Consider the following 26,274-nt stretch of genomic DNA (forward strand, 5'->3'; position numbering starts at 1 on the left):
ATGAGCAAGCGCACTCTCATCCGCCTGACCGCAGGCGCTGAGCGTTTCAATTATCGCATCGCGGGCCTCGGCTTTCGCGATGGCCATGTGCTCGTTCATCGCGCCGTGCATGAACCCTTCTGGACCTTTCCGGGCGGCAGGGCGGAAATCGGCGAGACGTCGGAAGAAACGCTGAAACGGGAGATGGTGGAGGAACTGGGCGTCGACGTTGGCGTCTCCCGCCTGCTGTGGATCGTCGAGAACTTTTTCCGCTATGAACAGCGCGACTGGCATGAACTCGGCCTCTATTACCTGATGGACATCCCCCCGGAATTCCCCTTTCAGCCGGGTGAGATCATCCACCGCGTCGAAGATGGCGACAACCATCTCGAATTCAAATGGGTGCTTGCGACGCGCCGGGCCCTGACCGACCTCGACATCCCGCCCTATTTCATCGCTGATGAAATCGAGAACCTGCCCGCAGCGCCCCGTCATCTCGTCTGGCGCGACGGCAATCTCGATGACGAGGACTGACGCAAACATTCCAGCAGTGTGCGAAGAGGAGATGCGCCGATGCCGACCTTCGATCCCATCAGGTCATTCCGCAAGCTCGCCTATAACAACGCTCTTGCCAACCACCGTCTGCTTCAGGCCTGCGCGGCATTGAATCCGGGCGAATTCGAAGCGCCGCGCACCAGCTTCTTCCCCTCGATCAAGGAAACCTTGAACCACATCATCACCGTCGACTGGTTTTATGTCGACGGCCTGGAAGGCGGCACGCTCGGCTACCAGGCCTTCGAGATCGACGAACCGTTCGATGATATTTCATCGCTGGCGCAAGCACAGGCAAAGGTCGATCAGCGCCTGGCCGCACTTTGCGAGGCTCTGACGCCGGAAAAGCTGGTCTCGACCGTCCGCCTGCACCGCGGCGACCGCATCCAGGAAGAGCGGATGGACGACGTGCTCGCCCACCTCTTCCAGCACCAGACCCATCATCGCGGCCAGGTGCACGCGATGCTCTCCGGCACCAGCGTCGCCCCGCCGCAACTCGACGAATTCATCGTCGCCGACGATGCACGCTTTCGCGGCGAGGAACTCACCGGGCTGGGCTGGAGCGAAGAAATGCTGATGCGTTAGTCCTGCAGCCGCTTTTTCAGCCCGTCGATGATCGTCCTGGTGAGAAGATCGTAATTCTCGTCGAAGTGATGGTCGCCGGGCAGTTCGATCACCTCGGCGCCGCTATCCTTCAGCGCCGGGCAGGCGACATCGTCATCGTCGTCCTTGCCGTAGATGCATTGCACGAGCTTCGGATCGATATTCTTCAGATCGGCGACGGGATCGCCTCCAGCCCCTTCCGTCTTCTGGCCGAGCCAGCCGAGAACGGAGATGACGTAGTCGACCTGGTGCGAGAGCGACAGCAACGACAATTGCGCCACCGCCGACTTTTCTGCCGGTTTGAGGAGCTGATAGGTGGCGGGCACGACGTCGGCGCCGAAGGAATAACCGACGAGCAGCACATGCTTCACCTTCCACTGCTTCCGGTAGAAATCGATGATCTTCGAAAGGTCCCCGGCCGTCTCCTCCGGCTTGCGCTCCGACCAGAAATAGTGAAGCGAATCGACGCCGACGACTGGAATGCCTTCCTTCTGCAGCGTGCCGCCGACCTCCTTGTCGATGTCCCGCCAGCCGCCGTCGCCGGAATAGATCACCGCCATCGTATCGAGGGCGGGCGTCGCCTCCAGGATCGCCAGCGGCAGTCCGAGCGGATTGCCGAAGGCGCCGGAGGCGGTGACGAGATCGTCGAGCGTATCGGCAAACACCGTCTGCGCGTCGTCGGTGGAATCGCGAATTTCGATCGCGGCATGGGTCTTCTTCAGTGCCTCGACATGCGCCCGGCCGTCCTTGTCGGCCTTGGGCGTGAAGACGGAGACAACAGGATCCGGCAGAGCCCCCTCGCTGAGGCCATACACCGTGCGTTGCCCGACCACTTTCTTGGAAGCCGGTGTGCAAAGCTCCTTGGCAAGGGGAATTCCGGCCTTCGGATCGACGGCAAGCGTCTGGCCGATCGTCGCATCCGGTGTCTGCGCGGCGATCGCCAGCGCCAAGGCTCCACCCTCGCCGATGCCGGCGACGATCGGCAGGTGATAGGCGTTGTTGCCGGTCGCACGCTGCACCTGCTGGCTCAGCGATTCGATATCCGAAACCATGTAGAGACAGCCGTCATTGAGGCTGACGTCGTAGCGGTCGAGCGCCTGGATATAGGAAGGAAAATCGACGCCGATGACGACGGCGCCTTCGGCGACCAGCCTGTCGGCCTCCCCTTTCTCATAGTCGCCCCAGCCGGCTGCATCCGAGATCAGCATCACCGTGCCCTTCACCTCTCCTTCCGGCAGGAAGATGTGCGGTGACGGGATGAGCCCGGTTTCGAAGCTCTGCGTGGTTTCCTCGGCGGCATCGACCGGTGCGGCCGCGAGCATGCAGGCGCATGCCGTGGCAAGAAGGATTGTCCTGATCATTTTCTCACTACCCCTTTCAATCCGCCCCCGATCAGAAATGTCGCGTCCATCAACGCGATCATCGGATTGCCCCCTCCGGAGACCGCAAGATAGCGCGGTTGCCAGTGCGGATGAAATTTTGATTTGAATGCCCGAAGGCCTTTGAAGTTGTAGAAGCGCTCGCCGTGTTCGAAAACGGTGCTGCCGATGCGGTCCCAGACGGGCGCCGCCTCTCGTTTCGACATGCCAGAGAGAGGCGCCATGCCGAGATTGAAGTGGGTGAAACCCTGGCCGCGCAGATATTCCATGATCTGCACGAAGAGAAAGTCCATCGAGCCCTTCGGTGCGTCCGGCGAGAAGCGCATGAGATCGATCGTGCCCTCCTGCCTGGATTCGGTGACGAGGATATTGGCGAAGGCAACGATCCTGCCGTCCTTTTTCAGGATACCGACCGGCTGGGAAGAGACGTAATCGGGATCGAAGGCGCCGAGTGAAAAGCCCTTTTCCTTGGCATTGTGATGCTCGAGCCAGGCCGTGGAAACGGCGGCGAGATCATCGATGACCGAGGGCACCTCCTCAGGTTCGACAACGGCAAATTCCAGCCCGTCGCGCTGGGCGCGGCTCGCGGTCTGGCGAAGGTTCGCCCATTTGCCGCCCTTCATCTCGAAAGTTCTAAGATCGGTCACTGCCAGTTCGCCGAGCTTGAAGGCGCGAAGACCGGCATCGGCGCAATGGGAAAGCAGCGACGGCGAGATCTGATAGAACACGGCGCGGCAGCCGGCGGCGCGCGCTGCTTCGACGAAACGCCAGACGAGCTCCTGCCCGGCGCGATGTTCGCCGACCGGGTCGAACAGCGCGATCCAGGAGCGGCCCTGCCGGCCGTACATGATGAAGGCGTCACCCTTTTCCGAGAACATGATGCTCTTGTCGCCCATGCGCACCAGATTGGCATCGGCATTGCCCTGCTTGCCGACGATCTCGACGGCACGCGCCAGTGCCTCCTCCGTCGCCGGTTCCGGCCGGAAGGTGGCCGGCCGGAGCAGGCTGAAGATGGCGATCGCCGACGAGATGATGGTGATGCCGAGCACGGCGCGTAAGCCACGCGGCGCTTCGGCGGTAAACTCGAACTGCCACCAGAGCTGGTTGCTGTATTCGACATCGCGATAGACGAAGAGCAGGATGACGACGGCACCGACGACGATGACCGCGATCGCCATCAGCCAGGATGCCGTCAGCGCCTGGTTGAGCAGCGAGGCATGGCGGGTAAAGAGCCGCCGGCTGACGAAGAGCCCGAAGATGAGGAAGGCAAGAAAGGCGGCTTCGACGAGCGCGATCGCTTTCAAGAGCGACAAAGTCAGTGCGGCAAGGGCCGAAAATACCGCCACCCACCAAGCGCCGTCGAGCCGCTGGCCGAGGCCGCGCGCAGCGACGACGAGTGCGAGCCCGAGCAGGCTGGAAAGGAAATGCGCCCCTTCCACCATCGGCAGTGGCAGATAGTTGGAGAGGAATTCGAGGTTCTGGTCCGGTGTCGGTGTGACGCTCGAAAAAATCAGCATGACGCCGAGCAGCAGCGCAAGCGCCGACAATAGCTGCGGCATCAGCCTTCCGCCGATGCGCCGGACGCTGGAGGCGGCCGGATGGTCGACGAAACGGCGCAGCTCCGTCGCCGAGACCGCAAGCACGGCGATCAGCAGCGGCAGCACATGATAGATCAGCCGGTAGAGCACCAGCGATCCGAGCACCGCATCGATGTTTACCGCGCTGCCGAGCGAGGCGATGATCACGGTTTCGAACACGCCGAGCCCGGCCGGAACGTGGCTGAGCACGCCGAGACCGACGGCGATCGCATAGACGGCCAGGAAGACCGGCCAGCCGATGGCCGTCTGCGGCAGCAGCACGTAAAGCACCGACGCCGAGGCGGCGATATCGAAGGCGGTGACGAGGAACTGCCGCGACCAGGTGCGCGAATCCGGCAGGCGGATTGCGACAGGGCCGAGATCGAGCACGCGCCCATCCCGGCCGATGATCATCACGGCGCCCAGAATGGCGACGATCGAGCCGGCGATCAACCGCAGCAGGAAGGGGCTGACGCCGATCAGCGGGCCGATCTCGTCGGCGATGATGATGAGGGCGATCGCTCCCACTCCCGCAAGCCCGAGACCGAAGGAAAGCGTGACGAAGGCGATGATGCGGCCGATATCTTCGGGCGAAAGCCCGAGGCGCGTATAGGCGCGGTAGCGGATAGCGCCACCCGAAAGCGCGCCGAAACCGGCGGTATTGCCGACGGCATAGGCGCTGAACGCCGTCAGCGCCACATGCGGAAAGGGCAGCTTTTTGCCGATATATTCGATGGCGTTGAGATCGTAGAAAACCAGCGAGAGGAAACTGAGTGCGGTAAAGAACAGGGCAAGCAGGATGGCGCTCGGCCTGGTCGCCGCCAGCGCATCGACGACATCGTCATAGCGCACTTCGTTGGTGAGCTGCATGATCGCATAGCCGACGAGGCAGAAGACCACGAGTGTCGCCGCTGCCGTCAGCGGTGTTCTGTAACGTCTGAATAAACCGCGAAAAGAAAATCCCTCCGCGTCTTCGATCTCTTTCAAATTGTCGTGACCCGACATCTCTTATCCTGCTGCAATTGCCAGCTCGGCGGGAATCATTTTTGAAAGACGTAACATGAGAGGCATACAAGCTCTATGAAGACATGCCGCCGCAACCCCAGCCCGCCGCTTTGGCCTCCATCACTCTCAATTGGGGCGAATTTGCGCAGGCGAGCGTAACGGCGCATTGCATTTTCGTAAGCTTCGGACGAGCTTTATCCGCGGCGGCGATGTGAGACGGAGGAGAACGGTTCGATATGCAGGATGGTCCGGCCCTGATGATGATCGTCCTCGGCCGTCTCTTGCTGGGCAGCCTCTATGTCGCTGGCGGCATTCATCATTTTTTCGTCATCGTGCCGCTGACCGATGCGATCGAAGCCCGCGGCATCCCTTTTGCGAAATGGGTGCTGCTCTCCGGCAGCATGTTCCAGATCCTGGCCGGAACGCTGCTGATACTGGGGCTCTTCGTGACGGCAGCGGCATTCGGTCTCATCCTCTTCACCCTTGCCGCCACCGTCATGCTGCTGAATTTCTGGGATATGCAGGGAACGGCCCGCGAAAGCGCGATCAATACCTGGAAAACCAACATGGCGATCATCGGCGGCCTGCTGATTACAGCGGCCGGCCCGATGTGACGCGGCTTATGCCGCCGGTTCGCCATTTGCCCGCGCATGGGCGGCGTAGCGCGCCACGGCAGCATCCACCTCCGCATCGCGATCACCCGCCACCTGCACTGTCGGCACGGCGAATTCGATGCCGTTTTCCTTGAAGGCGTTGCGGATCATCGCCAGCGCATTGCGGCGGATGACGAATTGCTCGCCGGGCTTCGTCATCATCGACAGCCGGATTTCGATCGCGAATTCGCCGAACTGTTCGACACCCTTCATCTTCAGCGTCTCGATGATATGAGGACCGAATTCCGGATTTTCGAGCAGCGTCTGGCCGATCTGCTTGATCACCTTCTTCGCCTTGACGAGATCGGTGTCGTATTTGACGTTGAGGCTGATCTTGTCGATCGTCCAGTCGCGGTTGAGGTTCTTCACCGCGCCGAGTTCGCCGAACGGCACCGTCGTCAGCGGTCCGCGATGATGCCTGAGCTTCACCGAGCGCAGGCTGAAAGCCTCGACCACGCCCTTGTGGCTGCCGCTTTCGATATATTCGCCGATACGGAAAGCATCGTCCCAGAGATAGAACATGCCGCTGATGACGTCCTTCACGATCGTCTGCGCGCCGAAACCGACCGCGACGCCGACGACGCCAGCGCCGGCGATCAGCGGCCCGATCTCGATGCCGAGGCCGGAGAGCACCATCAATGCGGCGATGACAGCAATGACGACGGCCAGGATATTGCGGAAGATCGGTAACAGCGTCTGTATCCGTGCGCGCCTGGCCTTCTCCTCATCCGTTGCTCCTCCATCCACGGAAGAATCAAGCAGCTTGCCGTCGATATAGGCTTTGATGACATGCCAAAGCAGATCGGCCGCCAGCAGGATGACGATGCCGCCGATGACGCCGCGGGCGATCTTGTCCAACATCGTCTCGCCGGCGGCCATCGTATCGGCTCCGACGCCGAGCATCTGCCCGAGCCAGATGGCGGCAACGGCAATGATCAGCGCCCGCACACCCCGGTCGAGAAGCACCGTCGCAATGCGGCGCGTCGCCAGGAAGCTCGCTTCGGTCTGCTGCAGCGATTTCACCGCAATCGTCGAAACGGCAAGCACGCGCGGCAGCAGCAGCATATAGATGCCGAGCCAGAGCAGCCAATTGAAGCCTGCGACCCAAAGGCTCCAGAGCAACAGGAAATAAACGGTGAGCGCCCAGGAGATCCCGTGACCGCGCTTCTCGTCCTTGTGCGGCCGCGACCAGACCGATTCGATCGCAATCAGCAGCAGGCCGATACCGAGGATGTAGCCGACGAGGAGCCGCGCACTCGGGGAATAGCCAAGCGGCTCCATCGACTGGATCGCCGCCCAGCCAAGCATGAAATAGATGACGAAGGTCGCGCAGCGGCGGTACCAGAAGAGCGCAACGACACGGCCCGGCATGGTGGGAGCGGTAATGCCCTGCCGTTCTTCCTCGGCCCGCGCCAGCCCGATGAGATCGACCAGCACGCCGCCGAGGCAGATGGTGAAGCGTTGAACGATGAGCGCGACAACGCAGACAATCGCGATACTCTGGCTGAGCGGCGGCCAGCCGAGGCTCAGAAGCGCAAGCACCGTTGCCGCCGCGAAGATCAGCGCCGGTATGACCCGCGGCGCCAGATGCATGCCGGCCATCGCGGCCAGTCGACGACGGCGGCGGCGGAAGGCATAACGGGCAAGACTCTCGACCATCGCGCCGAGCAGGAAGATGGCCAGGAACTGCGCCACCATGCGCGGCCAGCCGTTCGCGGCGATTTCACCTAGGAACAGCGAGGACGCATTGCCGATCTGAAAGGGCAGCGTCATCGCCGCATCCGAGACCATCGCGACGTGCCGGCGGGCATGCTGCAGCAGGCCAGACAGCACCGACATCTGATCCGCAGCCGCGGAACCGCCCGCAGGTGCCGTCGCCATCTGGGTCGACATCCACTGCTTAACTTCGGGCGTCTGCATGAGCTGCATCATCTCACGCACCTGCGCCGGCGGAGCCGCCGCGGCCGGCGCTTGCGCCGGCGATGTCTGGGCAAAGCTTGGCGAGATCCCCCCAAGAAGCACGATGAGTGCCAATATTCCCGATATGGCGGCCTTCAAGACCCCTGCCGCGTCACGCTCCATCACCGCCCTCCAATGGAGTGTCGGCCGCTTGGACGAAGCACCCCGACATTTCCCTCTGGGCAATGGATACTCGCGACCGCTGCCGCCAGCAAGCGGTAGGAACCCCATACCGATGGCTAGGGAGGTTGAGGCGCCTCCTTGTCCAGAAGGCGCCGAACGCCTTGGCCTTCAGGATTTCGGAGCCGGTTTTTCCACGTGGCCGCCGAAGCCCGCGCGCATCGCCGACAGAACCTTGTTGGCGAATTCGTCGTTGTCGCGCGAAGAGAAACGGCCGTAGAGCGCAGCACTCAACACCGGCGTCGGCACGCTTTCGTCGATTGCCGCCATGATCGTCCAGCGGCCTTCGCCGCTGTCGGAGACGCGGCCGGCATATTTCGCCAGCGCCGGATCGGCATGCAGCGCATCGGCCGTCAGATCGAGCAGCCAGGAAGTGATGACGCTGCCGCGGCGCCAGACTTCGGCGACGTCCTGCAGATTGAAGTCGTATTGAAAATGTTCAGGATGGGCAAGCGGCGCGGTTTCCGCGTCGGCCTCATGCGAGGCAGCGCCGATATTGGCGTGTTTCAGGATGTTGATGCCCTCGGCATAGGCGGCCATGAGACCGTATTCGATGCCGTTATGCACCATCTTGACGAAATGGCCGGCGCCATGCGGGCCGCAATGCAGGTAGCCCTGTTCGGCGGTGCTCGCCGCAGCCGCTTCGGCGGTGCGGTTCGGCGAGGCTTCCGTTGCGCCGGCGCCGGGCGCCAGTGTGGCGAAAATCGGCGAAAGGTGTTGAACGGTGCCCTTCTCGCCGCCGATCATCAGGCAATAACCGCGCTCCAGGCCGAACACGCCGCCGCTTGTGCCGACATCGACATAGTGGATGCCCTTGGTGATGAGGTCGGCGCCGCGGCGGATATCGTCGTGGTAATAGGAATTACCGCCGTCGATGACGATGTCGCCATTCTCAAGCAGCGGCACCAGGTTCGCCAGCACCTTGTCGACGATCGCCGCCGGCAACATCAGCCAGATCGCCCGCGGATGCGAGAGCTTCGAGACGAACTCTTCGAGCGAAGCACTGCCGATCGCACCGAGGCCTGCGAGTTCGGCAACGCTTTCCGGCCTGGCGTCGTAAACGACGCATTCGTGACCACCCCGCATCAGGCGCTGGACCATGTAATTGCCCATGCGGCCCAAACCAACCATGCCAAGCTGCATAATGAAATCTCCTGGAAATCGAGATGAAGTGTCGAATCCGGAAACTAGCACCCGCAGTGTGACAGGCAAGCGAAGTCTCGCCGCTCTTGGGGAATGCGACGATTGCGCCGCCGATCTGCTTGAGGCCGCCTTACCGGTCAGGCATCCGGCGCGCTGGCCGGCTCTCCCTTCATTTCGCTGAGGAACATGCCCTCGCGCAGATTGATGCCGTATTCGACGAAAGCCTTCATGCAGCACAGCATCTGCGTCCAGCCTTCACAGTTGAGATAGGTACCGCGCCGACCGGCATCGTCCTCACGCCAGCCGGTCTCGGCGATGGTCACCAGCGTGCCGCCATCCTCCAGCGGCTTGAAGTTCATCTCCACCGACGTTTTATAGGTCTTCTTGTCGTCGCCGGTGCCGCCATCCCAGCTGAGCACGAGGCGACTTTCCGGCACGAGTTCGACCACCTCCACCTGGGCGTCCTTCCACCAGGTCACCGTGGTGCCCTTGACCAGCGGCGCGCTCGCCCCGCCGATCGTGGTGAAATAGCTGCTGAGCTTCTTCGGGTTGACGACGGCGTCGAATACCTCTGCGACCGGACGGCCGATACGGCCGGAAACGCGGATTCCGAGAGACATGGTCCTTCTCCTCTTCTCCATTGTGTCTGTTTCCATTGTACTCGGCGCCATTATGTTATAAAAATATAACATGTCAAGCGAATCGACCGACGACCCCGTTTTCAAGGCGCTGGCGCATCATCGCCGCCGCGAAATCCTCGACCTGCTCAAGGACGCCCCCCGCACCACAGGGGCGCTTTGCGAGATGTTTCCGCAGATGGATCGCTGCACGGTGATGCAGCATCTGAAGGTGCTGGAGGAAGCCGACCTGGTGATCGCCAGGAAGGAGGGCCGCGAACGCTGGAACCACCTGAACAGCCTGCCGATCAAGCATATCCATGACCGCTGGATCAGCGCCTATGCAGGGCACGCTCTATCGATCCTCGACCGGTTGAAAAGCGACCTCGAAGGCCAGCCGGAATAATGATTGGGCCTCCAGCTTTCCTGCACACCCATGCATAATTTATGCGTTGCCTGGCAATCCCGGCCTTTATAGCCTCCGGCGCCGAGACACTCACGAGGCGGTGCGATGACGATACTGGTGACGGGAAGCGCCGGCCATCTCGGCGAGGCGCTGATGCGTAGCCTGAGAGGGCAAGACCGGCCGGCGCGCGGCATCGATGTCAAGCCGTCGGCTTTCACCGACATGATCGGCTCGATCGGCGATCGCACCTTCGTCAGACAGGCGATGTCGGACATCCGCCACGTTGTCCATGCCGCGACCCTGCACAAGCCGCATGTGGCGACCCATGGCAATCGCGATTTCCTTGACACCAACGTCGGCGGCACGCTGAACCTGCTCGAAGAGGCGGCCACTGCCCGCGTTGCAAGCTTCGTCTTCACCAGCACCACCAGCACCTTCGGTGCGGCATTGACGCCGGCCAACGGCCATCCGGCCGCGTGGATCACCGAAGAGGTGCTGCCGGTTGCCAAAAACATCTACGGCGTGACGAAACTCGCCGCCGAAGGCCTGTGCGAACTCTTCGCCCGCAAATCCGGCCTGCCGGTCGTCATTCTCAGAACCTCGCGTTTCTTCCCCGAACGCGACGACGATCCTGATATTCGCGGCGGCTATTCGGCAGCGAATGCACAAGCCAACGAGCTTCTTCACCGCCGCGTTGACATCGCCGATGTGGTCGGCGCCCATCTGCTGGCGCTCGATAAGGCGCCGGCAATCGGCTTCGGCCGCTACATCATCTCGGCCACGACACCATTTTCGCCGAACGATCTCGCCGAGATCAGGCGCGACGCTCCTGCCGCCGTCGAGCGGTTGTTTCCAGGTGCGGGTGCCCTCTATGCCGAGCGCGGCTGGAAGATGTTCCCGAGCCTCGACCGCGTCTATGTCAACGCCCGCGCAAGGCGGGAACTCGGCTGGCAACCGCGCCATGATTTCCGTTTCGTGCTCGATTGCCTCAGCGACAACAGGGAATGGCGCAGCCCGCTGGCGCTCGATGTCGGCTCCAAGGGCTACCACGACGAGGTCTTCACCGAAGCGTCTTTTCAGACGCGCGGCGCTTTAGGAGCGTCATCCAGATATCACGATCCCATCCTAGACCGTTAGCCGGGGATATGGGGGACGAGATCCAGGACGTGTTCTGTCTGCAGATCGATCCCAAGGCCGAGGGTGTCATTTGAAGTGGTGTCCAGCCTGCGGGCGGAAACCGCTGCAGGAACGCTTTGACCGAGAGGGTATTTCATGAACAACGTCAGATCATACGCATCGCGGCTGTTTGCTGCGATTCTCGCGGCATCCGCCGCCATTCCGGCCGCAGCAAGCGCGGAGAATTCCGCCGCCGTCGGCAGCCTTACCTTCGTCAACAAGGGCCTGGTCGGCGTCGGCCGCATCCCGGCCAACCAGCGCGACAAATTCGGCGAAACCTTCGGCTCCGGCTCCGGCATGGCGATCGATTCCGCCGCCTGGAGCCGCGATGGCGCCGGCTACAAGGGCACGCTCTACCTGTTGCCCGACCGCGGCTATAACGCCGTCGGCACCGTCGACTATCGGCCGCGCCTGAACACCATTGCGATCGGCCTGACGCCGACCGCTCCGGGTGCGGCACCCGAGGCCGGCAAGGAGCAATCCGGGGTCGATGCGAAACTTGTCGGTTCCACCCTGTTTGTCGATGACAAGGGCGGCGACATGACCGGCCTCGACCCGGAATCCGGCGTCCGCGCCGCTGCCGGCGACTTTCCGCCGCTGCCGCAGGCGGTGAACGGCAAGATCGCCCTCGACAATGAAGCCATCATCCGCATGGCCGACGGTAGCATGTTCGTCAGCGACGAATACGGCCCCTATATCTATCGCTTCGCAGCCGACGGTCACCTGCTCTCGGCCACCCAGCCGCCGAAGGCGCTGTTGCCGATGCGCAAGGGCGCGCTGAGCTTCGCCTCCAACAATCCCGGCCCCGGCGCATCCGCTCCGGATCCGAAGGACCCGGAAACCGGGCGTCAGAACAACCAAGGCCTTGAAGGCATGGCGATGACGCCGGACGGCAGGTTCATCATAGCAGTACTGCAGTCGGCGGCTCGCCAGGATGGCGGCGATTCCGGCTCGACCCGCCAGAACACCCGCGCCATGATCTATGACGCCGCCGATCCCGATCACCTGAAGCTGGTGCACGAATATGTCGTGCCGCTGCCGGTCTTCAAAGATGCCAAGGACAAGACGGTGATCGCGGCAGAGAGCGAAATCGTCGCGCTTTCCGACAAGAGCTTCCTGATGCTTGCCCGCGACAGCGGCAACGGCCAGGGCCTGAAAGGCGACACCTCGCTCTACCGCAAGATCAACATCGTCGATCTCTCTACTGCGACCGATATTGCCGACAGCGATTTCGATGCCGGCAAGCCGATCGCGCCGAAGGGCGTCGTCGATCCTTCGCTGACGCCGGCGACGCTGACGCCGTTCATCGACATCAACGACAATGCCGAGCTTGCCCGCTTCGGGCTGCACAATGGCGCACCGAACGACAAAAACAATCTGTCGGAAAAATGGGAAGCCATGGTGCTTGCGAGCGTTCTCGATCCGAACCTGCCGGACGACTATTTCCTGTTTGTCGCCAATGACAACGACTTCCTGACGCAGGATGGTTTCCAGGTAGGCGCAGCTTACAAAGCAGACGGCGGCGCCGACGTCGACACCATGTTCCAGGTCTTCCAGGTCACCCTCCCCGGCTTGAGGAAGTAGCCGCACTCGACGAAGGGCGGACAGCCATCCAAAGTGCTACAGCGTCCTTTGCGCGTCTAAAAAGACGCGCGGCGCTGTAGCCGCCTTCGCCCGCTCGGTCCGGCGTCTTCGCTGAAGATGGAAGGGAAGGTGCGATCCACGGCAACCGATGGATGTTTACGATCCTGGGTGCCTACAAACGTAGGTGGGCGCCGTGTGTCCAGGCCCACGGGCCTGGCCAGGGACAGCTCCCTTTGGATCGAGTATGGCCCCAGGGATTGTGGTTCCTGTCGAGAGGCGCAGACCGCATCGCGATATATAAGGTCGTTTGCGCCGACGCGCCAGTGGCGGCGGCAAGTCGTCCTTATTTAATTGAAGATCAATTGAGTTCGGGGGCTGGCCGGCCGTTCAGCTTGTCGGTGATGCCGCGAATGCGGGATGAAACCTCGCTGAGCGCCGCCGCCAGATTCTCCTCGGTGCGGGCGGTAGCGGCAAGCACCGTGTCGCGGTTGCCGCGCAAGGATTCGAGTTCGGATTCCAGCCCGGTGACGCGGCGCGTCAGCTCGGCAATCTCGTCCATGATCATGATACCGGCCATGACCGTAATCCTGAGGTCGCCGATTTCCCCGAACTGCCCCTTGAGATGGCCGACATAGCGGTCGAAACGGGTGGCGAGATCGGTCAGGTGATCTTCCTGCCCTTCCTCGCAGGCCATGCGATAGGCTTTGCCGTCGATCGTTACCGTCACTTGCGCCATGCTAAACTCTTTCTAAAAGAGCATGATGCCGAAAAGTGTGAGCGGCTTTCGGACGACATCATGCTCTAACTCTTTAATGTAGAACAGGATTCAGATTTTGGGCCAGCCTGGCCTGCAATCATCCTGTTCTAGCGATCCAGAACCGCGCGGATCGTTTCCATGGCCGTCACCAGCCGTCGCGATACCTCGCGGTTGACTTCCTCAAGCCGGTTGGCGCGGAATTCGGCCTGATCGAGCTCCTGCGCCAACCGGGAGCGATCGGCGTGCACGCGCCGCACTTCACCCTCGATCTCGCCCTGCTCGCGCTCGCGCTCGACGCGCATGTCGACGGCGTTTTCGAGGCTTGAAATCGCCTGTCTCAATTCGTTGAGCGCTGCTTCCATGGTTTTGCCTGTGGGCATCATGCTTTCCCGATTCCCGCGCAGGATCCGCGAATCGGCACGCCGCGCCGGTCCTGCGATTTCAAAAAGGATATGCAGCTCGCCGACGGCCCGTCAATAAATCCTGTCACTTGCCCACCGGCCTATCTTGTGGATGAGCGTTTTGGAGATCCTCGCCACACAAGATTTGTCTTTTGTACAATCGCACGATCAAATGTCAAAAATCGCGGCGACACGCCCGGATTTGGCGTCCCATTTATTGACTTGCCAGCGCCAACTGCTATGTGTCTGCCGCTTTCACTCGATGGTCTTGGAGGCTCGAGGCCATCCCCCGACACCCGGAACTTGCGGAAAAGCCATGACCTCTCCCGAACAACATGACCGGATGGCGAATGCGATCCGTTTCCTCGCCATGGACGCCGTCGAAAAGGCGAACTCCGGCCACCCGGGCATGCCGATGGGCATGGCCGATGTAGCAACGGTCCTGTTCACCAAATATCTGAAGTTCGATCCGAAGAAGCCGCATTGGCCGAACCGCGATCGCTTCGTGCTCTCGGCCGGCCACGGCTCGATGCTGCTTTATTCGCTGCTGTATCTGACCGGCTATCCCGACATGACGGTCGAAGATCTGAAGCAGTTCCGCCAGCTCGGCTCGAAGACCGCCGGCCATCCGGAATATGGTCACGCCACCGGCATCGAAACGACCACCGGCCCGCTCGGCCAGGGCATTGCCAATTCCGTCGGCATGGCGATTGCCGAACGCAAGCTGCGCGAAGAGTTCGGCGCCGATCTTCAGGATCACTATACCTATGCGATCTGCGGCGACGGCTGCCTGATGGAGGGTATCAGCCACGAAGCCATCGCGCTCGCCGGCCACCTGAAGCTCAACAAGCTCGTTCTGTTCTGGGATAACAACTCGATCACTATCGACGGCGCCGTATCTCTCTCGGACTCCACCGATCAGATCGCCCGGTTCAAGGCCGTTCACTGGAACACGATCGAGATCGACGGTCACGACCAGGCTGCCATCGCCGCCGCGATCGAGGCCGCCCACAAGTCCGACCGGCCGACCTTCATTGCCTGCAAGACGATCATCGGCTTCGGCGCCCCCAACAAGCAGGGCACCCATAAGGTCCACGGCAACCCGCTCGGCGCCGAAGAAATCGCCGCCACCCGCAAGGCGTTGAACTGGGAATCCGAACCCTTCGTCATCCCGTCGGACGTCCTGGACAGCTGGCGTGCAGCCGGCGCCCGCTCCGTCGATCTCGTCAACGCCTGGGAACAGGGTCTGGCCAACGCTCCGGCCAAGGCCGAATTCACCCGCCGTATGGCAGGCGAGCTGCCGGAAGGCTTCGATGCCGCGATCAGCGCTTACAAGAAGAAGCTCGCCGAGACCAAGCCGACGGTTGCCACCCGCAAGGCTTCGGAAGACGCACTCGAGGTCATCAACGGCTTCCTGCCGGAAACGCTTGGCGGTTCCGCCGACCTGACGCCGTCGAACAACACCAAGACCAGCCAGATGCATTCGATCACGCCGACGGATTTCGCCGGCCGCTACATGCATTGGGGCATCCGCGAGCACGGCATGGCTTCTGCCATGAACGGCATTGCGCTACATGGCGGCCTCATTCCCTATAGCGGCGGCTTCCTGATCTTCTCGGATTATTGCCGCCCGCCGATCCGCCTCGCTGCGCTGATGGGCATCCGCGTCATTCACGTCCTGACGCATGACTCGATCGGCGTCGGCGAAGACGGCCCGACGCACCAGCCGGTCGAACAGCTCGCCGGCCTGCGCGCCATCCCGAACCTGATGGTCTTCCGTCCGGCCGACGCCACGGAAACGGCGGAATGCTGGCAGATCGCCATCAAGACCCACAATCGTCCTTCGGGCCTCGCGCTGACACGCCAGAACCTCACCGCGTCCCGCACCGAATACAGCGAAAAGAACCTCTGCGAACAGGGCGCTTATACGCTGGCCGGCAATGCCGACGCCAAGGTGACGATCTTCGCCTCCGGCTCGGAAGTCGAAATCGCCGTTGCCGCCCGCGCAGCCCTTGAAGCCAAGGGTGTCACGGTGCGCGTCGTATCGGTTCCCTGCACGGAACTGTTCTTCGAGCAGCCGGACGCCTACCGCAAGGAAATCCTTGGCAACTCGCCGGTCAAGATCGCCGTCGAAGCCGCCGTCCGGGAAGGCTGGGATGCTTTCATCGGACCGGAAGGCACTTTCGTCGGCATGAAGGGCTTCGGCGCTTCCGGCCCGGTGAAGGACGTCTACAAGCATTTCGGCATCACTACCGACGCCGTCGTTGCGGCCGCGGAAGCAAAGCTTTAATGAGGGCGCCTTGAGGCGCTCTCCATCTCCTCAATTCCAGGCCCTTTCTATCGGGCTCTATTCTATCGGGAGTGAATGAACATGACAGTCAAGGTTGCCATCAACGGTTTCGGCCGCATCGGCCGCAACGTTCTCCGCGCTATCGTTGAATCCGGCCGCACCGACATTGAAGTCGTCGCCATCAACGATCTCGGTCCGGTCGAGACCAACGCCCATCTGCTGCGCTACGACTCGATCCACGGCCGTTTCCCTGCAACCGTAAAGGTCGAGGGTGACACGATCATCGTCGGCAACGGCAAGCCGATCAAGGTCACCGCGATCAAGGATCCGGCAACGCTTCCGCACCGCGAACTCGGCGTCGACATCGCGATGGAATGCACCGGCATCTTCACGGCGCGCGACAAGGCCGCCGCTCACCTGACGGCCGGCGCCAAGCGCGTCATCGTTTCGGCGCCTGCAGACGGTGCCGACCTGACCGTCGTTTTCGGCGTCAACCATGACCAGCTCACCAAGGAGCACATGGTCATCTCCAACGCCTCCTGCACCACCAACTGCCTGGTGCCGGTCGTGAAGGTTCTCGACGACGCCGTCGGCATCGACCACGGCTTCATGACGACCATCCACTCCTACACCGGCGACCAGCCGACGCTCGACACGATGCACAAGGACCTGTATCGCGCCCGCGCCGCCGCCCTCTCGATGATCCCGACCTCGACCGGCGCTGCCAAGGCCGTCGGCCTTGTTCTGCCGCATCTGAAGGGCAAGCTCGACGGCACGTCGATCCGCGTTCCGACCCCGAACGTTTCGGTCGTCGACTTCAAGTTCGTCGCCAAGAAGGCGACCAGCGTCGGCGAAATCAACGAAGCCATCCAGGCTGCTGCAAACGGCAAGCTGAAGGGCATCCTCGGCTACACCGACGAGCCGCTCGTCTCGCGTGACTTCAACCACGACAGCCACTCCTCGATCTTCGCAAGCGATCAGACTAAGGTCATGGAAGGTAACTTCGTCCGCGTCCTGTCCTGGTACGATAACGAGTGGGGCTTCTCCAGCCGCATGTCCGACACGGCCGTCGCTTTCGCCAAGCTCATCTGAGCGCTGTTAAAGCATCGACATACAGGCGGCCCGGGAAACCGGGCCGTTTTTTGTTGCATGCCGCAAACGAAACCAGTCTTCCCCCGGACTGGTATCTTTTCGTCCATGGCCGGGATGAGATCTGTTAGGATAGTTCACCTGGACATTCCACAATGCCCAGTTCCTCGCGCCGCATCGGCCACCGGTCAGGCGCGGAACGCCAATACCGTGCGGCAGCGCTGTCGCCAATATGAGAGAGATGGATGGATTATTTTACCGTAGAAATCGCCGGCCGCGCCGTTGCCAGCTTTCGCTCCGAAAACAGCGAGGATGCGACGCATTTCTTCGAGGCGGAAGACTTTCGCGACGACCTGACCATCCTGGAGTCCGAGGGCAAGCCCCTGTGGGACCGCAAGGCCGCGCTCAGCCTGCGCAAGGCGACCGCCGAAGAGGCAAGCGAAGTCGAGCATGCCTATGAATTCGACGACGACCCCGAAAGAACCATCGAGGACGAGTTCGTCGTTTTCCTCGTGCCGGTCGCGGATCTGACCGACGAGGGCGAGGATACCGACGACTGATACCGGCTTCGACCGCCACACCGAAGTGATGGCTTCGGTGTGGCGTTGCCGCCCGCAGCCATCGCTGGATGACGGATTGGCAATCCGCCGACCAAGCGTGATAGATTGAGAATATGCACAGCGCTGCACAATGGCTGAGATGATCCAAGTGGAGGCGATAAATGGCAGAGGCACAAAAACGCTCGTCCCCCACCACCCTCAAGCGGCGGCAGCGGTTTCACCCCAAGCGGGACGTCAGACCTGCCGTGCTGGCAAAGGCTAACCGTCTGGTCCTCTGGGTTGCCGCGTTGATCGGCCTGACGTTTCTCGCCATCATCATCCTTCCGGCAGTGTTGTGACAGCAGAGCAGCGGTCGACCGGCAGGAAAAATCCGTGCCTGTCTCTTTTGCCCTGCTCTCGCCTGATTTTCTTATACATTCTCTGTAGAGAATTTCTCCCGTAGCATTCCGTGGCGGTTGGCCGTCCGGCAGCCGTTCAGCAGCATGATGCAGCATCGCGACGAGGTTAAGCCGCAAGGCCTACCCTTCTCTGACGTTTTGCCGTTTACTGATGGACCGCCGCGCGTGAGGAGGGGTTGGATGAGGGCGGATCGGCCGGGTGGCCGTATTCGTGAAGCAGTCGATGGAAAGGGGTGGGCATGGAAGCGTTCTATATCGTGGTGCTGGTCTCGACGGCGCTCGTGCTTCTTGCCGCTTTTTCAAGCCTGCTCGCCTTCCGGTTCGGCGCGCCCCTCCTGCTGCTTTTCCTGATGATCGGCCTTGCCGCCGGTGTCGACGGCCTCGGCATCGAGTTCAGCAACAATTACCTCGCCTATATTCTCGGCTCCATTGCGCTCGCCGTCATCCTGTTCGATTCCGGTTTCGGCACGCCGATGCATGCCTTCCGGCTCGCGGCCGTGCCCTCGCTGGCGCTTGCCTCGATCGGCGTGCTGATTACCGCCTCGCTCTTTGCGTTCGCCGCCATGTGGCTCTTGAATTTCACCTGGCTGGAAGGTCTGCTGCTCGGCTCGATCGTCGCCTCGACGGACGCCGCCGCCGTCTTCTTCCTGCTGCGCATCGGCGGCATCAACATCCGCGACAAGGTGCGCTCGACGCTGGAGGTCGAATCCGGCACCAACGACCCGATGGCGATCTTCCTAACCATCGCCCTTGTCGAGGTGCTGGCGAGCGGCGAGCGTTACGCCGGCATCAATATCGGCATGCTCGCCATGTTCGTCCAGCAGATGGGCCTCGGCGTCATTCTCGGCCTGCTCGGCGGCATGATGATCGTGCTGATCGTCAGCAAGCTCGACACCGATCGCGGCCTGACGCCGATCTTTGTGCTGGCGCTCGCTCTCCTCGTCTTCTCCTTCACCGGCGCGGTCGGCGGCAGCGGCTTCCTCGCCGTCTATGTCGCCGGCATCTATGCCGGAAACCGCAAGATGCAGGCGATCGGCACCATCAAGCGCTTCCAGGACGGTATGACCTGGCTGGCGCAGATCATCATGTTCCTGGTGCTCGGCCTCCTCGCCACGCCGTCGCAATTCCCGGCGATCATCGTGCCGGCCATTCTGCTTGCCCTCTTCCTGATCTTCGTCGCCCGTCCCTTAGCGATCTGGCTGTCGCTGCTCCCTTTCGATTACACGCAGCAGGAAATCGGCTTCGTTGCCTGGGTCGGCCTGCGCGGCGCCGTCTCCATTCTGCTCGCCATCATGCCGATCCTCGGTGGCCTGGAAAACGGCCAGATCTATTTCAACACGGCCTTCATCATCGTGCTGGTCTCCCTGCTCGTCCAGGGCTGGACGATCAAACCCGTCGCCAAGAAGCTCGGCCTGATCATTCCGCCCCGCATCGGCGCGGTCGACAAGGTCGAGGTCGACCTGCCGGGTGCTGCCAACCACGAACTGCTCTCCTACCGCGTCATCAAGGATAGCCCGGTGCTGCGCGGCGAGCGCATTCCGCGCTGGGCCACACCTTCGCTCGTCATCCGCGACGGCAAATCGATGCGTTACCAATATGCCGGGCGACTGCGCGAGAACGATCTCGTCTATCTCTTCATCGTGCCGAGCTACTCCCGTCTGCTCGACCGGCTCTTCGCCAGCCGTGCGCCTGTCGATGAAGACGATGCCGAATTCTTCGGCGCCTTCGCGCTCTCGCCTGCCCGCCCCGCCGCCGATCTCGATGCCGCCTACGGTCCCGGCCTGCTCAACGAATCTGAAAAAGGCCTGACCATCGCCGAATTGATGCGGCAGCGCCTCGGCGGCAAGGCCGATTATGCCGACCGCGTCCGTCTCGGTTCGATCATCCTGATCGTCCGCGACCTCGACGAGCACGACCACGTCACCTCCGTCGGCATGTCGCTCGAAGCCGTCGAACCGGCGATCACGCTGCCGATCTTCATCAATCTCAAGGACATTATCGAGCGGATCCGCGACCGGCTGAAGGGGCGCCGGAGACGGGAAGCAGCAGCCTCCGAAGCCGCTCCGAAAACAGCGGCCGGACGCGACGAAGGCACACACGAAAACGGTCGCTGAACGCCTTGCGTCTCGAATGATCCTTGCTATGGTCGGCGCAATTTCCGCCAACCAAGACTGGATCTCCCCATGCCTTCCTTCAAGACCCTCGACGATCTTTCCGACATCCGCGGCAAGCGCGTTCTCGTCCGCGTCGATCTCAACGTCCCGGTCAAGGACGGCAAGGTCACCGATACGACGCGCATCGAGCGTGTGGCGCCGACGATCCTCGAACTGTCCGAAAAGGGCGCCAAGGTCATCCTGCTGGCCCATTTCGGCCGGCCGAAGGACGGCCCTTCGCCTGAACTGTCGCTGTCGCTGATCGCCCCTTCCGTCGAGGAAGTACTGGATCATGCCGTGTCGACCGCCTCCGACTGCATCGGCGAGGCCGCCGCCTCCGCCGTCGCCGCGATGAATGACGGCGATATCCTGCTTCTGGAAAACACCCGCTTCCACAAAGGCGAGGAAAAGAACGATCCCGACTTCACCAAGGCGCTTGCCGCCAACGGCGACATCTATGTCAATGACGCCTTCTCTGCCGCCCACCGCGCCCATGCCTCGACCGAGGGGCTTGCCCACCATCTGCCGGCCTATGCCGGCCGCACCATGCAGGCCGAGCTGGAAGCACTGGAAAAGGGTCTGGGTGATCCTGCCCGCCCGGTCGTCGCGATCGTCGGCGGCGCCAAGGTCTCGACCAAGATCGACCTGCTGATGAACCTGGTGAAAAAAGTCGATGCACTGGTCATCGGCGGCGGCATGGCCAATACCTTCATTGCCGCCCGCGGCACCAATGTCGGCAAGTCGCTCTGCGAGCATGATCTTGCCGAAACCGCCAGGCAGATCATGATCGAGGCCGCGACATCGGGCTGCGCCATCATCCTGCCGGAAGACGGCGTGATTGCCCGCGAGTTCAAGGCGGGTGCAGCCAATGAGACGGTCGATATCGACGCCATTCCCGCCGATGCCATGGTGCTCGATGTCGGCCCGAAATCCGTCCAGGCCATCAGCGCCTGGATCGAGCGCGCTTCGACCCTCGTCTGGAACGGCCCGCTCGGCGCCTTCGAGATCGAGCCCTTCGATGCCGCAACCGTCGGTGCCGCGAAATACGCAGCAGAGCGCACCATAGCCGGCAAGCTCACCTCCGTTGCCGGCGGCGGCGACACGGTTTCTGCGCTTAACCATGCCGGTGTTGCCGACGATTTCACCTATGTCTCCACGGCCGGCGGCGCTTTCCTGGAATGGATGGAAGGCAAGGAGCTTCCCGGCGTCGCCGTCCTCAACGCCGCTCGGTAACTGCCTCATGCATCGGCCTGACAATCGGGCCGATGCATCCGTTTAAAATGTTGCAGCGTCCGTTGCGCATGCAAAAGGCGCGCGGCGCTGCAAGCCCGATTTGACAGGTTTTACATGTGGATAGACCGCGGCGGCGAAGAGCTTTTCGCGGTCTTTTGCTCACGCGCTGGAAAAAATCCCATTTTTTCAAACGATTGAATTGATTTCAATCGTTTCAGTGACTTAGCCTTCCATTTTCCTCTCTATAAACTTCTGTTATCGCCGTCCTATATTCTAAACCGCCGATGTTTCATGCTGTGGAGAGAACGAGAATGAGCGAACGACTGGAAGACATTGCAGTGCAGATGGTTGCAGGCGGCCGGGGACTGCTTGCGGCAGATGAATCGACCTCCACCATCAAGAAGCGTTTCGACACGATCAACCTGGAATCGACCGAAAGCAGCCGCCGCGATTACCGCGAGATGCTCTTCCGCTCCGACGAGGCGATGAAGAAATATATCTCCGGCGTCATCCTGTTCGAAGAGACACTGTTCCAGAAGGCCGCCGACGGCACGCCTTTCGTCGATATCATCCGCGCTGCCGGTTCCATTCCCGGCATCAAGGTCGACACCGGCGCCAAGCCGATGGCCAAATATCCGGGCGAAACCATCACCGAGGGCCTCGATGGTCTCGGCGAGCGCCTTGCCAAGTATTATGACGCCGGCGCCCGCTTCGCCAAATGGCGCGGCGTCATCGCCATCTCCTCGTCGCTGCCGACCCGCGGCTCGGTCCGCGCCAACGCTCAGGCGCTTGCCCGCTATGCCGCCCTCTGCCAGGAGGCCAAGATCGTGCCGATCGTCGAGCCGGAATGCCTGATGGACGGCAAGCCGGGCGACCACAACATCGACCGCTGCGCCGAAGTGACCGAAGCCACGCTGCGCATCGTTTTTGAAGAACTGGCCGATGCCCGCGTCAGCCTCGAAGGCATGATCCTGAAGCCGAACATGGTCATCGACGGCAAGAATGCCCGCAAGGCCTCGGTCGCGGAAGTCGCCGAACGCACCGTCAAGGTGCTGAAGGCGACCGTTCCGTCCGCCGTTCCCGGCATCGCCTTCCTCTCCGGCGGCCAGACCACCGAAGAAGCAACCGCGCATCTGTCCGCCATCAATTCCACCGCCGACCTGCCCTGGCTCGTCACCTTCTCCTACGGCCGCGCCCTGCAGGACAGCGCACTCAAGGCCTGGAACGGCAAGCCTGAGAACGTCGCCGCCGGCCAGCGCGAATTCACCCACCGCGCCGAGATGAACAGCCTCGCCGCCAAGGGCAACTGGAAGAAGGACCTGGAAAAAGCCGCCTGATTTTTCAGGCAGCCTTCACTCAGATGAAAAAGGGGCGGCAACCCATCGTTGCCGCCCCTTCTTGCATTGTCACGGCGACAAGAAACCGGCTCGCCTCGCCGGAAGATCGTGATTATCCATAGCCGCACCCGCAACAGGAGCCGCCATGGACACCCTCTCCTACGTCACCGTCGATGTCTTCACCTCCACCCGCTTCGAGGGCAATCCGCTTGCCGTCATCGCCGATGCGCGGGGCCTGAGCGATGCGGCGATGCAGAGGATCGCCACCGAGTTCAACTATTCCGAAGTCACCTTCGTCCTGCCGCCGGAAAATCCTGAAAATTCCGCCCGCGTCCGCATCTTCACCCCGACGATGGAAGTGCCCTTCGCCGGCCATCCAAATGTCGGCACCGCCTATGTGCTCGGCCAGCAGGCGGAGATCTTCGGCAAGCCGGTCGGCGAGAAATTACGCTTCGAGGAAAAGGCCGGCATCGTCGAAGTCAGCCTGAAACGCAACGGCGCAAGGGTCGCGGCAACAGCCATCCGCGCACCGCAGCCGCTGACGGTCGGCGATACCATCGCCGAGGAAACCATCGCCCGCTGCATCTCGCTCGAACCTGGCGCCATCGTCACAACCAACCACGCCCCGGTCTTTGCCTCGGTCGGCCTGAATTTCGCCGTTGCCGAAGTGAGCGGGCTTGAAGCGCTCGCCGCCGCCCGCCCCAACCTTGCCGGCTTCCAGGCGGCTGCCGGCCGCCAGACGACGAGCGGCCATGACTTCTCGCTCTTCGTCTATGCCAGAACATCCGAAAACCCGTGGCATATTCGCGCCCGCATGTTCGCACCGCTCGACAACGTGCCCGAGGATCCGGCAACCGGCAGCGCTTCAGCGGCGCTTGGCGCCTATCTCGTCTCGCTTGCGCCTGATGCGGATATGAACGTCCGCATCACCGTTGAACAGGGCGTCGAAATGGGCCGGCGCAGCATCATCGCCCTCGATGTCGTGAAGTCCAATGGCATCGTTACAGATGTCATCATCTCTGGAAGCTGCGTTGCCGTCATGCGCGGGGAAATCATCCTCCAGGACTGACGATCGCAGGTCGACGACAGGCCTACATCAGGAAATCGCGCAACAGCAGATCCAGCGCCCAGATCCCGAAAGCGATCAGCGCGATCTTCCAGAAATCCGTCCGCCGCCTGAGGCCGGGGAGCCCGAGCGGCTTGATCAGCTGTATCGCCATGGCAAGGATGAGCAGCAAGGCTATCAGCTTTGTCATGCTTTATTTTTTCCATTTTTCGGAATGTCACAGGACGGACATTTTTCCGCGCCAACACAGGTGCTTCGCACGCCGTAAAGACATTCCGGGGCACAATCAATCATCTTGAGGCTGGGCTGACGCAGGTCATGCCTTATGTCCATTCCAAAATCACTGAGACCGAGTCTGGGGAAATGAAGAGAAACCTTCTGTCCGTCGCCGCGCTGCTGTTTGGCACGCTCTTCCTTTTCATGGGCAACGGCCTGCAGGGCATCCTGCTTCCCGTGCGCGGCAATCTCGAAGGCTACGCCACGACGACGCTCGGCCTGCTCGGCACCTCATGGGCCGGGGGCTTCGTTATCGGCTGCCTGGTGGCGCCGAAACTGGTGCGCCGCGTCGGCCATGTCAGAGCCTTCTCCGGCTTCATCTCGATCATCGCCATCATCGCCCTGGTGAGCGGCATCATCATCCATCCGGTCTGGTGGGTGGTTCTGCGCGCCGTTACCGGCTTCTCCACGGCCGGCACCTCGATGATCATCGAAAGCTGGCTGAACGAGCGCGCCAGCAACGAGAGCCGCGGCGCGATCTTCTCGCTCTATATCGGCATCACGCTGCTCGGCGTCGTCGGCGGCCAGATGATGATCCCGCTCGAGGACGTGCGCACGCCGGTGCTGTTCATGATCTGCGGCATTTTCTACTGCATCGCCATGCTGCCGACGACGCTTTCGACCGCCGCTTCGCCGCAACCGCTGAAGGCTGTCCGCCTCGACCTGCCGGCGCTCTATCGCAATTCGCCGGTCTCCTGCCTCGGCATCCTGCTCGTCGGCATCGCCAACGGCGCCTATGGCACGCTCGGCGCCGTCTTCGGCGCCGGCGCCGGCCTCTCCGACACCAGCATCGCCATCATGATGAGCGCCACCATCTTCGCCGGCGCCATGATGCAGCTGCCGGCCGGCCGGCTTTCCGATCGTATCGACCGGCGCTATGTGCTCGCCGCCATGTCCAGCGTCGCCGCCCTTGCCGGCTTGCTGATCTTCATACTCCACCCGACGTCACCAGCCTTGCTGATCGGGCTCGTTGTCCTTTACGGCGCGGTCGCCAATACGCTCTATCCGATCGCCGTCGCCCACGCGAACGACTTCGCGGCATCGGAGGATTTCGTCAAGGTCTCCGGTGGCCTGCTGCTGCTCTACGGCATCGGCACGGTGATCGGCCCGACGATCGGCGGCCCCGTGATGTCGGTGATCACCCCGCATGCACTTTTCCTCGTCACCGCCATCGCCCACGTGCTGATCACCGTTTACGCTATCATCCGGAGCCGCATCCGTGCGGCCGTCCCGGCCAGCGACCGCGACGCCTATACGACGATCCCGACCGGCACCTCGCCGATGCTGACACCGCAAAGCATGTCGCTTGCCGATCGCGGCGCCGGCAAACCGGCGGAAGCCGGCAAGTCTCCCGAAAGCGGCGATCCTGCTGTAAAGTTCGGCTAATGCATGTCGCCCGGAACTGCGCAGCGGTTCCGGGATAACGACCTGCATAAAAGCAAAGGACTAAAGGATGAATTTAGCCCGGATCGGCCTAAATTCCGATTCCGTAACTTTCGGCATGATGCTCCAGGCAGCAATGGAGGAGAACCCATGAGCTTCATCGATGACGACCGGCCGCAGAAGAAGACCGCCCACGAGATCGGCGCCGATCTCTCCATGCTTTCGGTGGACGAGTTGAAGGCGCGGGTGGATTTGCTGAAGGCGGAGATCGCCCGCCTCGAAGCCGAGGCCACCCGCAAGGCCTCCGGCCGGCAGGCGGCGGAAAGTTTCTTCCGCTCGTGATCCGATAATTCCCAAAAAACAAGGCTATAGGCGGATAAATGAGCCCGCCTCAAGTCTTAGTTCGGCACAATGTTAATAAAATATTAAGCTTTATAAGATATTACTGTACTCATCCGGATTTTCTCTGGATCTCAGACAGTTTTCCAAGCGGTGAATTGGTCTGATTTTTCTCCCTG

24 protein-coding genes and 1 other RNA gene are annotated in these 26,274 nt (G+C 61.9%); 16 read left to right on the forward strand and 9 right to left on the reverse strand.

From position 1 onward, the window contains the following. Both FHX14_RS14695 and FHX14_RS14700 read left to right on the forward strand, forming a co-directional pair. A complete protein-coding gene (locus FHX14_RS14695; RefSeq protein WP_054184904.1) occupies positions 1-513 on the forward strand; it encodes an NUDIX hydrolase in 513 nt (170 codons plus the stop codon). Between the two features lie 39 nt (positions 514-552). Further along, positions 553-1,116 (forward strand): DinB family protein, encoded by a 564-nt coding sequence (locus FHX14_RS14700; RefSeq protein WP_054184905.1) that lies wholly within the window; start codon positions 553-555, stop codon positions 1,114-1,116. Here FHX14_RS14700 and FHX14_RS14705 read toward each other — a convergent pair. Together FHX14_RS14705 and mprF are read right to left on the reverse strand one after the other, a co-directional pair. Further along, positions 1,113-2,495, reverse strand: a complete 1,383-nt coding sequence (locus tag FHX14_RS14705) for a virulence factor family protein (protein WP_184377628.1) — start codon at positions 2,493-2,495, stop codon at positions 1,113-1,115. The two genes, FHX14_RS14700 and FHX14_RS14705, sit on opposite strands and share 4 nt — an antisense overlap. Further along, positions 2,492-5,095: a bifunctional lysylphosphatidylglycerol flippase/synthetase MprF gene (mprF, locus tag FHX14_RS14710; protein ID WP_054184907.1), complete on the reverse strand. Its 2,604-nt coding sequence runs from the start codon at positions 5,093-5,095 to the stop codon at positions 2,492-2,494. The genes FHX14_RS14705 and mprF overlap by 4 nt, the downstream gene beginning before the upstream one ends. Positions 5,096-5,331: 236 nt before the next feature. Between mprF and FHX14_RS14715 the strand changes: the two genes are divergently transcribed. Then, positions 5,332-5,709 (forward strand): DoxX family protein, encoded by a 378-nt coding sequence (locus FHX14_RS14715; protein ID WP_184377629.1) that lies wholly within the window; start codon positions 5,332-5,334, stop codon positions 5,707-5,709. A 6-nt stretch (positions 5,710-5,715) separates the two neighbouring features. On the opposite strand, the gene FHX14_RS14720 is transcribed toward FHX14_RS14715, so the two are convergent. From FHX14_RS14720 to FHX14_RS14730, 3 genes are all read right to left on the reverse strand, one after another. Continuing rightward, entirely contained in the window at positions 5,716-7,830 is a 2,115-nt protein-coding gene (locus FHX14_RS14720) for a mechanosensitive ion channel family protein (RefSeq protein WP_184377630.1), read from the reverse strand. Between the two features lie 168 nt (positions 7,831-7,998). Continuing rightward, positions 7,999-9,030, reverse strand: a complete 1,032-nt coding sequence (gene gnd / locus FHX14_RS14725) for a phosphogluconate dehydrogenase (NAD(+)-dependent, decarboxylating) (protein ID WP_003590307.1) — start codon at positions 9,028-9,030, stop codon at positions 7,999-8,001. Between the two features lie 137 nt (positions 9,031-9,167). Next, positions 9,168-9,650 carry an SRPBCC domain-containing protein gene (locus tag FHX14_RS14730; protein ID WP_003590306.1) on the reverse strand — a complete coding sequence of 161 codons (483 nt, stop codon included), beginning with the start codon at positions 9,648-9,650 and terminating at the stop codon, positions 9,168-9,170. Between the two features lie 70 nt (positions 9,651-9,720). On the opposite strand from FHX14_RS14730, the gene FHX14_RS14735 reads away from it, so the two are divergent. The 3 genes from FHX14_RS14735 (at position 9,721) to FHX14_RS14745 (ending at position 12,813) form a co-directional block, all read left to right on the forward strand. After that, positions 9,721-10,053 carry a metalloregulator ArsR/SmtB family transcription factor gene (locus tag FHX14_RS14735; protein ID WP_003590304.1) on the forward strand — a complete coding sequence of 111 codons (333 nt, stop codon included), beginning with the start codon at positions 9,721-9,723 and terminating at the stop codon, positions 10,051-10,053. 105 nt (positions 10,054-10,158) lie between these two features. Then, positions 10,159-11,190: an NAD(P)-dependent oxidoreductase gene (locus FHX14_RS14740; RefSeq protein WP_184377631.1), complete on the forward strand. Its 1,032-nt coding sequence runs from the start codon at positions 10,159-10,161 to the stop codon at positions 11,188-11,190. A 135-nt stretch (positions 11,191-11,325) separates the two neighbouring features. Beyond that, a complete protein-coding gene (locus tag FHX14_RS14745; RefSeq protein WP_184377632.1) occupies positions 11,326-12,813 on the forward strand; it encodes an esterase-like activity of phytase family protein in 1,488 nt (495 codons plus the stop codon). Between the two features lie 129 nt (positions 12,814-12,942). Here FHX14_RS14745 and ssrS read toward each other — a convergent pair. The 3 genes from ssrS to FHX14_RS14760 form a co-directional block, all read right to left on the reverse strand. Continuing rightward, positions 12,943-13,101, reverse strand: a non-coding RNA gene (gene ssrS, locus FHX14_RS14750) — 6S RNA. Between the two features lie 70 nt (positions 13,102-13,171). Beyond that, positions 13,172-13,549: a cell division protein ZapA gene (locus FHX14_RS14755; protein WP_003590299.1), complete on the reverse strand. Its 378-nt coding sequence runs from the start codon at positions 13,547-13,549 to the stop codon at positions 13,172-13,174. A gap of 128 nt (positions 13,550-13,677) precedes the next feature. Next, positions 13,678-13,953 carry a DUF4164 domain-containing protein gene (locus FHX14_RS14760; RefSeq protein ID WP_037094330.1) on the reverse strand — a complete coding sequence of 92 codons (276 nt, stop codon included), beginning with the start codon at positions 13,951-13,953 and terminating at the stop codon, positions 13,678-13,680. A 334-nt stretch (positions 13,954-14,287) separates the two neighbouring features. On the opposite strand from FHX14_RS14760, the gene tkt reads away from it, so the two are divergent. The 8 genes from tkt to FHX14_RS14800 all read left to right on the forward strand — a co-directional run bounded on the left by tkt (position 14,288) and on the right by FHX14_RS14800 (position 24,100). After that, the gene (gene tkt, locus FHX14_RS14765) at positions 14,288-16,261 is read left to right on the forward strand and encodes a transketolase (RefSeq protein WP_184377633.1); all 1,974 of its coding nucleotides are present in this window, start codon (positions 14,288-14,290) and stop codon (positions 16,259-16,261) included. Positions 16,262-16,342: 81 nt separating this feature from the next. Continuing rightward, positions 16,343-17,353 (forward strand): type I glyceraldehyde-3-phosphate dehydrogenase, encoded by a 1,011-nt coding sequence (gene gap, locus FHX14_RS14770; RefSeq protein ID WP_003590295.1) that lies wholly within the window; start codon positions 16,343-16,345, stop codon positions 17,351-17,353. A 242-nt stretch (positions 17,354-17,595) separates the two neighbouring features. Then, the gene (locus tag FHX14_RS14775) at positions 17,596-17,910 is read left to right on the forward strand and encodes a hypothetical protein (RefSeq protein WP_003590293.1); all 315 of its coding nucleotides are present in this window, start codon (positions 17,596-17,598) and stop codon (positions 17,908-17,910) included. A 161-nt stretch (positions 17,911-18,071) separates the two neighbouring features. Continuing rightward, positions 18,072-18,248 carry a hypothetical protein gene (locus tag FHX14_RS14780; RefSeq protein ID WP_184377634.1) on the forward strand — a complete coding sequence of 59 codons (177 nt, stop codon included), beginning with the start codon at positions 18,072-18,074 and terminating at the stop codon, positions 18,246-18,248. A 299-nt stretch (positions 18,249-18,547) separates the two neighbouring features. Beyond that, positions 18,548-20,422, forward strand: a complete 1,875-nt coding sequence (locus tag FHX14_RS14785; protein WP_054184915.1) for a potassium/proton antiporter — start codon at positions 18,548-18,550, stop codon at positions 20,420-20,422. 69 nt (positions 20,423-20,491) lie between these two features. Then, positions 20,492-21,694 carry a phosphoglycerate kinase gene (locus FHX14_RS14790; RefSeq protein ID WP_184377635.1) on the forward strand — a complete coding sequence of 401 codons (1,203 nt, stop codon included), beginning with the start codon at positions 20,492-20,494 and terminating at the stop codon, positions 21,692-21,694. 311 nt (positions 21,695-22,005) lie between these two features. Then, entirely contained in the window at positions 22,006-23,031 is a 1,026-nt protein-coding gene (locus FHX14_RS14795; protein WP_184377636.1) for a class I fructose-bisphosphate aldolase, read from the forward strand. 145 nt (positions 23,032-23,176) lie between these two features. After that, positions 23,177-24,100 (forward strand): PhzF family phenazine biosynthesis protein, encoded by a 924-nt coding sequence (locus FHX14_RS14800; protein WP_184377637.1) that lies wholly within the window; start codon positions 23,177-23,179, stop codon positions 24,098-24,100. 22 nt (positions 24,101-24,122) lie between these two features. Here the strand turns inward: FHX14_RS14800 and FHX14_RS14805 are convergent, their stop codons facing one another. Further along, positions 24,123-24,287, reverse strand: coding sequence for a hypothetical protein (locus FHX14_RS14805; protein ID WP_012558870.1), 165 nt, complete (start codon positions 24,285-24,287; stop codon positions 24,123-24,125). A 173-nt stretch (positions 24,288-24,460) separates the two neighbouring features. Here FHX14_RS14805 and FHX14_RS14810 point away from each other — a divergent pair, with 173 nt between their 5' ends. Both FHX14_RS14810 and FHX14_RS14815 read left to right on the forward strand, forming a co-directional pair. After that, positions 24,461-25,759: an MFS transporter gene (locus FHX14_RS14810; RefSeq protein WP_184377638.1), complete on the forward strand. Its 1,299-nt coding sequence runs from the start codon at positions 24,461-24,463 to the stop codon at positions 25,757-25,759. A gap of 147 nt (positions 25,760-25,906) precedes the next feature. Next, entirely contained in the window at positions 25,907-26,098 is a 192-nt protein-coding gene (locus FHX14_RS14815) for a DUF1192 domain-containing protein (protein WP_003590285.1), read from the forward strand. Positions 26,099-26,274 lie beyond the last annotated feature (176 nt).

Origin of the sequence: Rhizobium sp. BK619, from assembly GCF_014195245.1 — a bacterium.
Taxonomy (GTDB): Bacteria; Pseudomonadota; Alphaproteobacteria; order Rhizobiales; family Rhizobiaceae; genus Rhizobium; species Rhizobium acidisoli.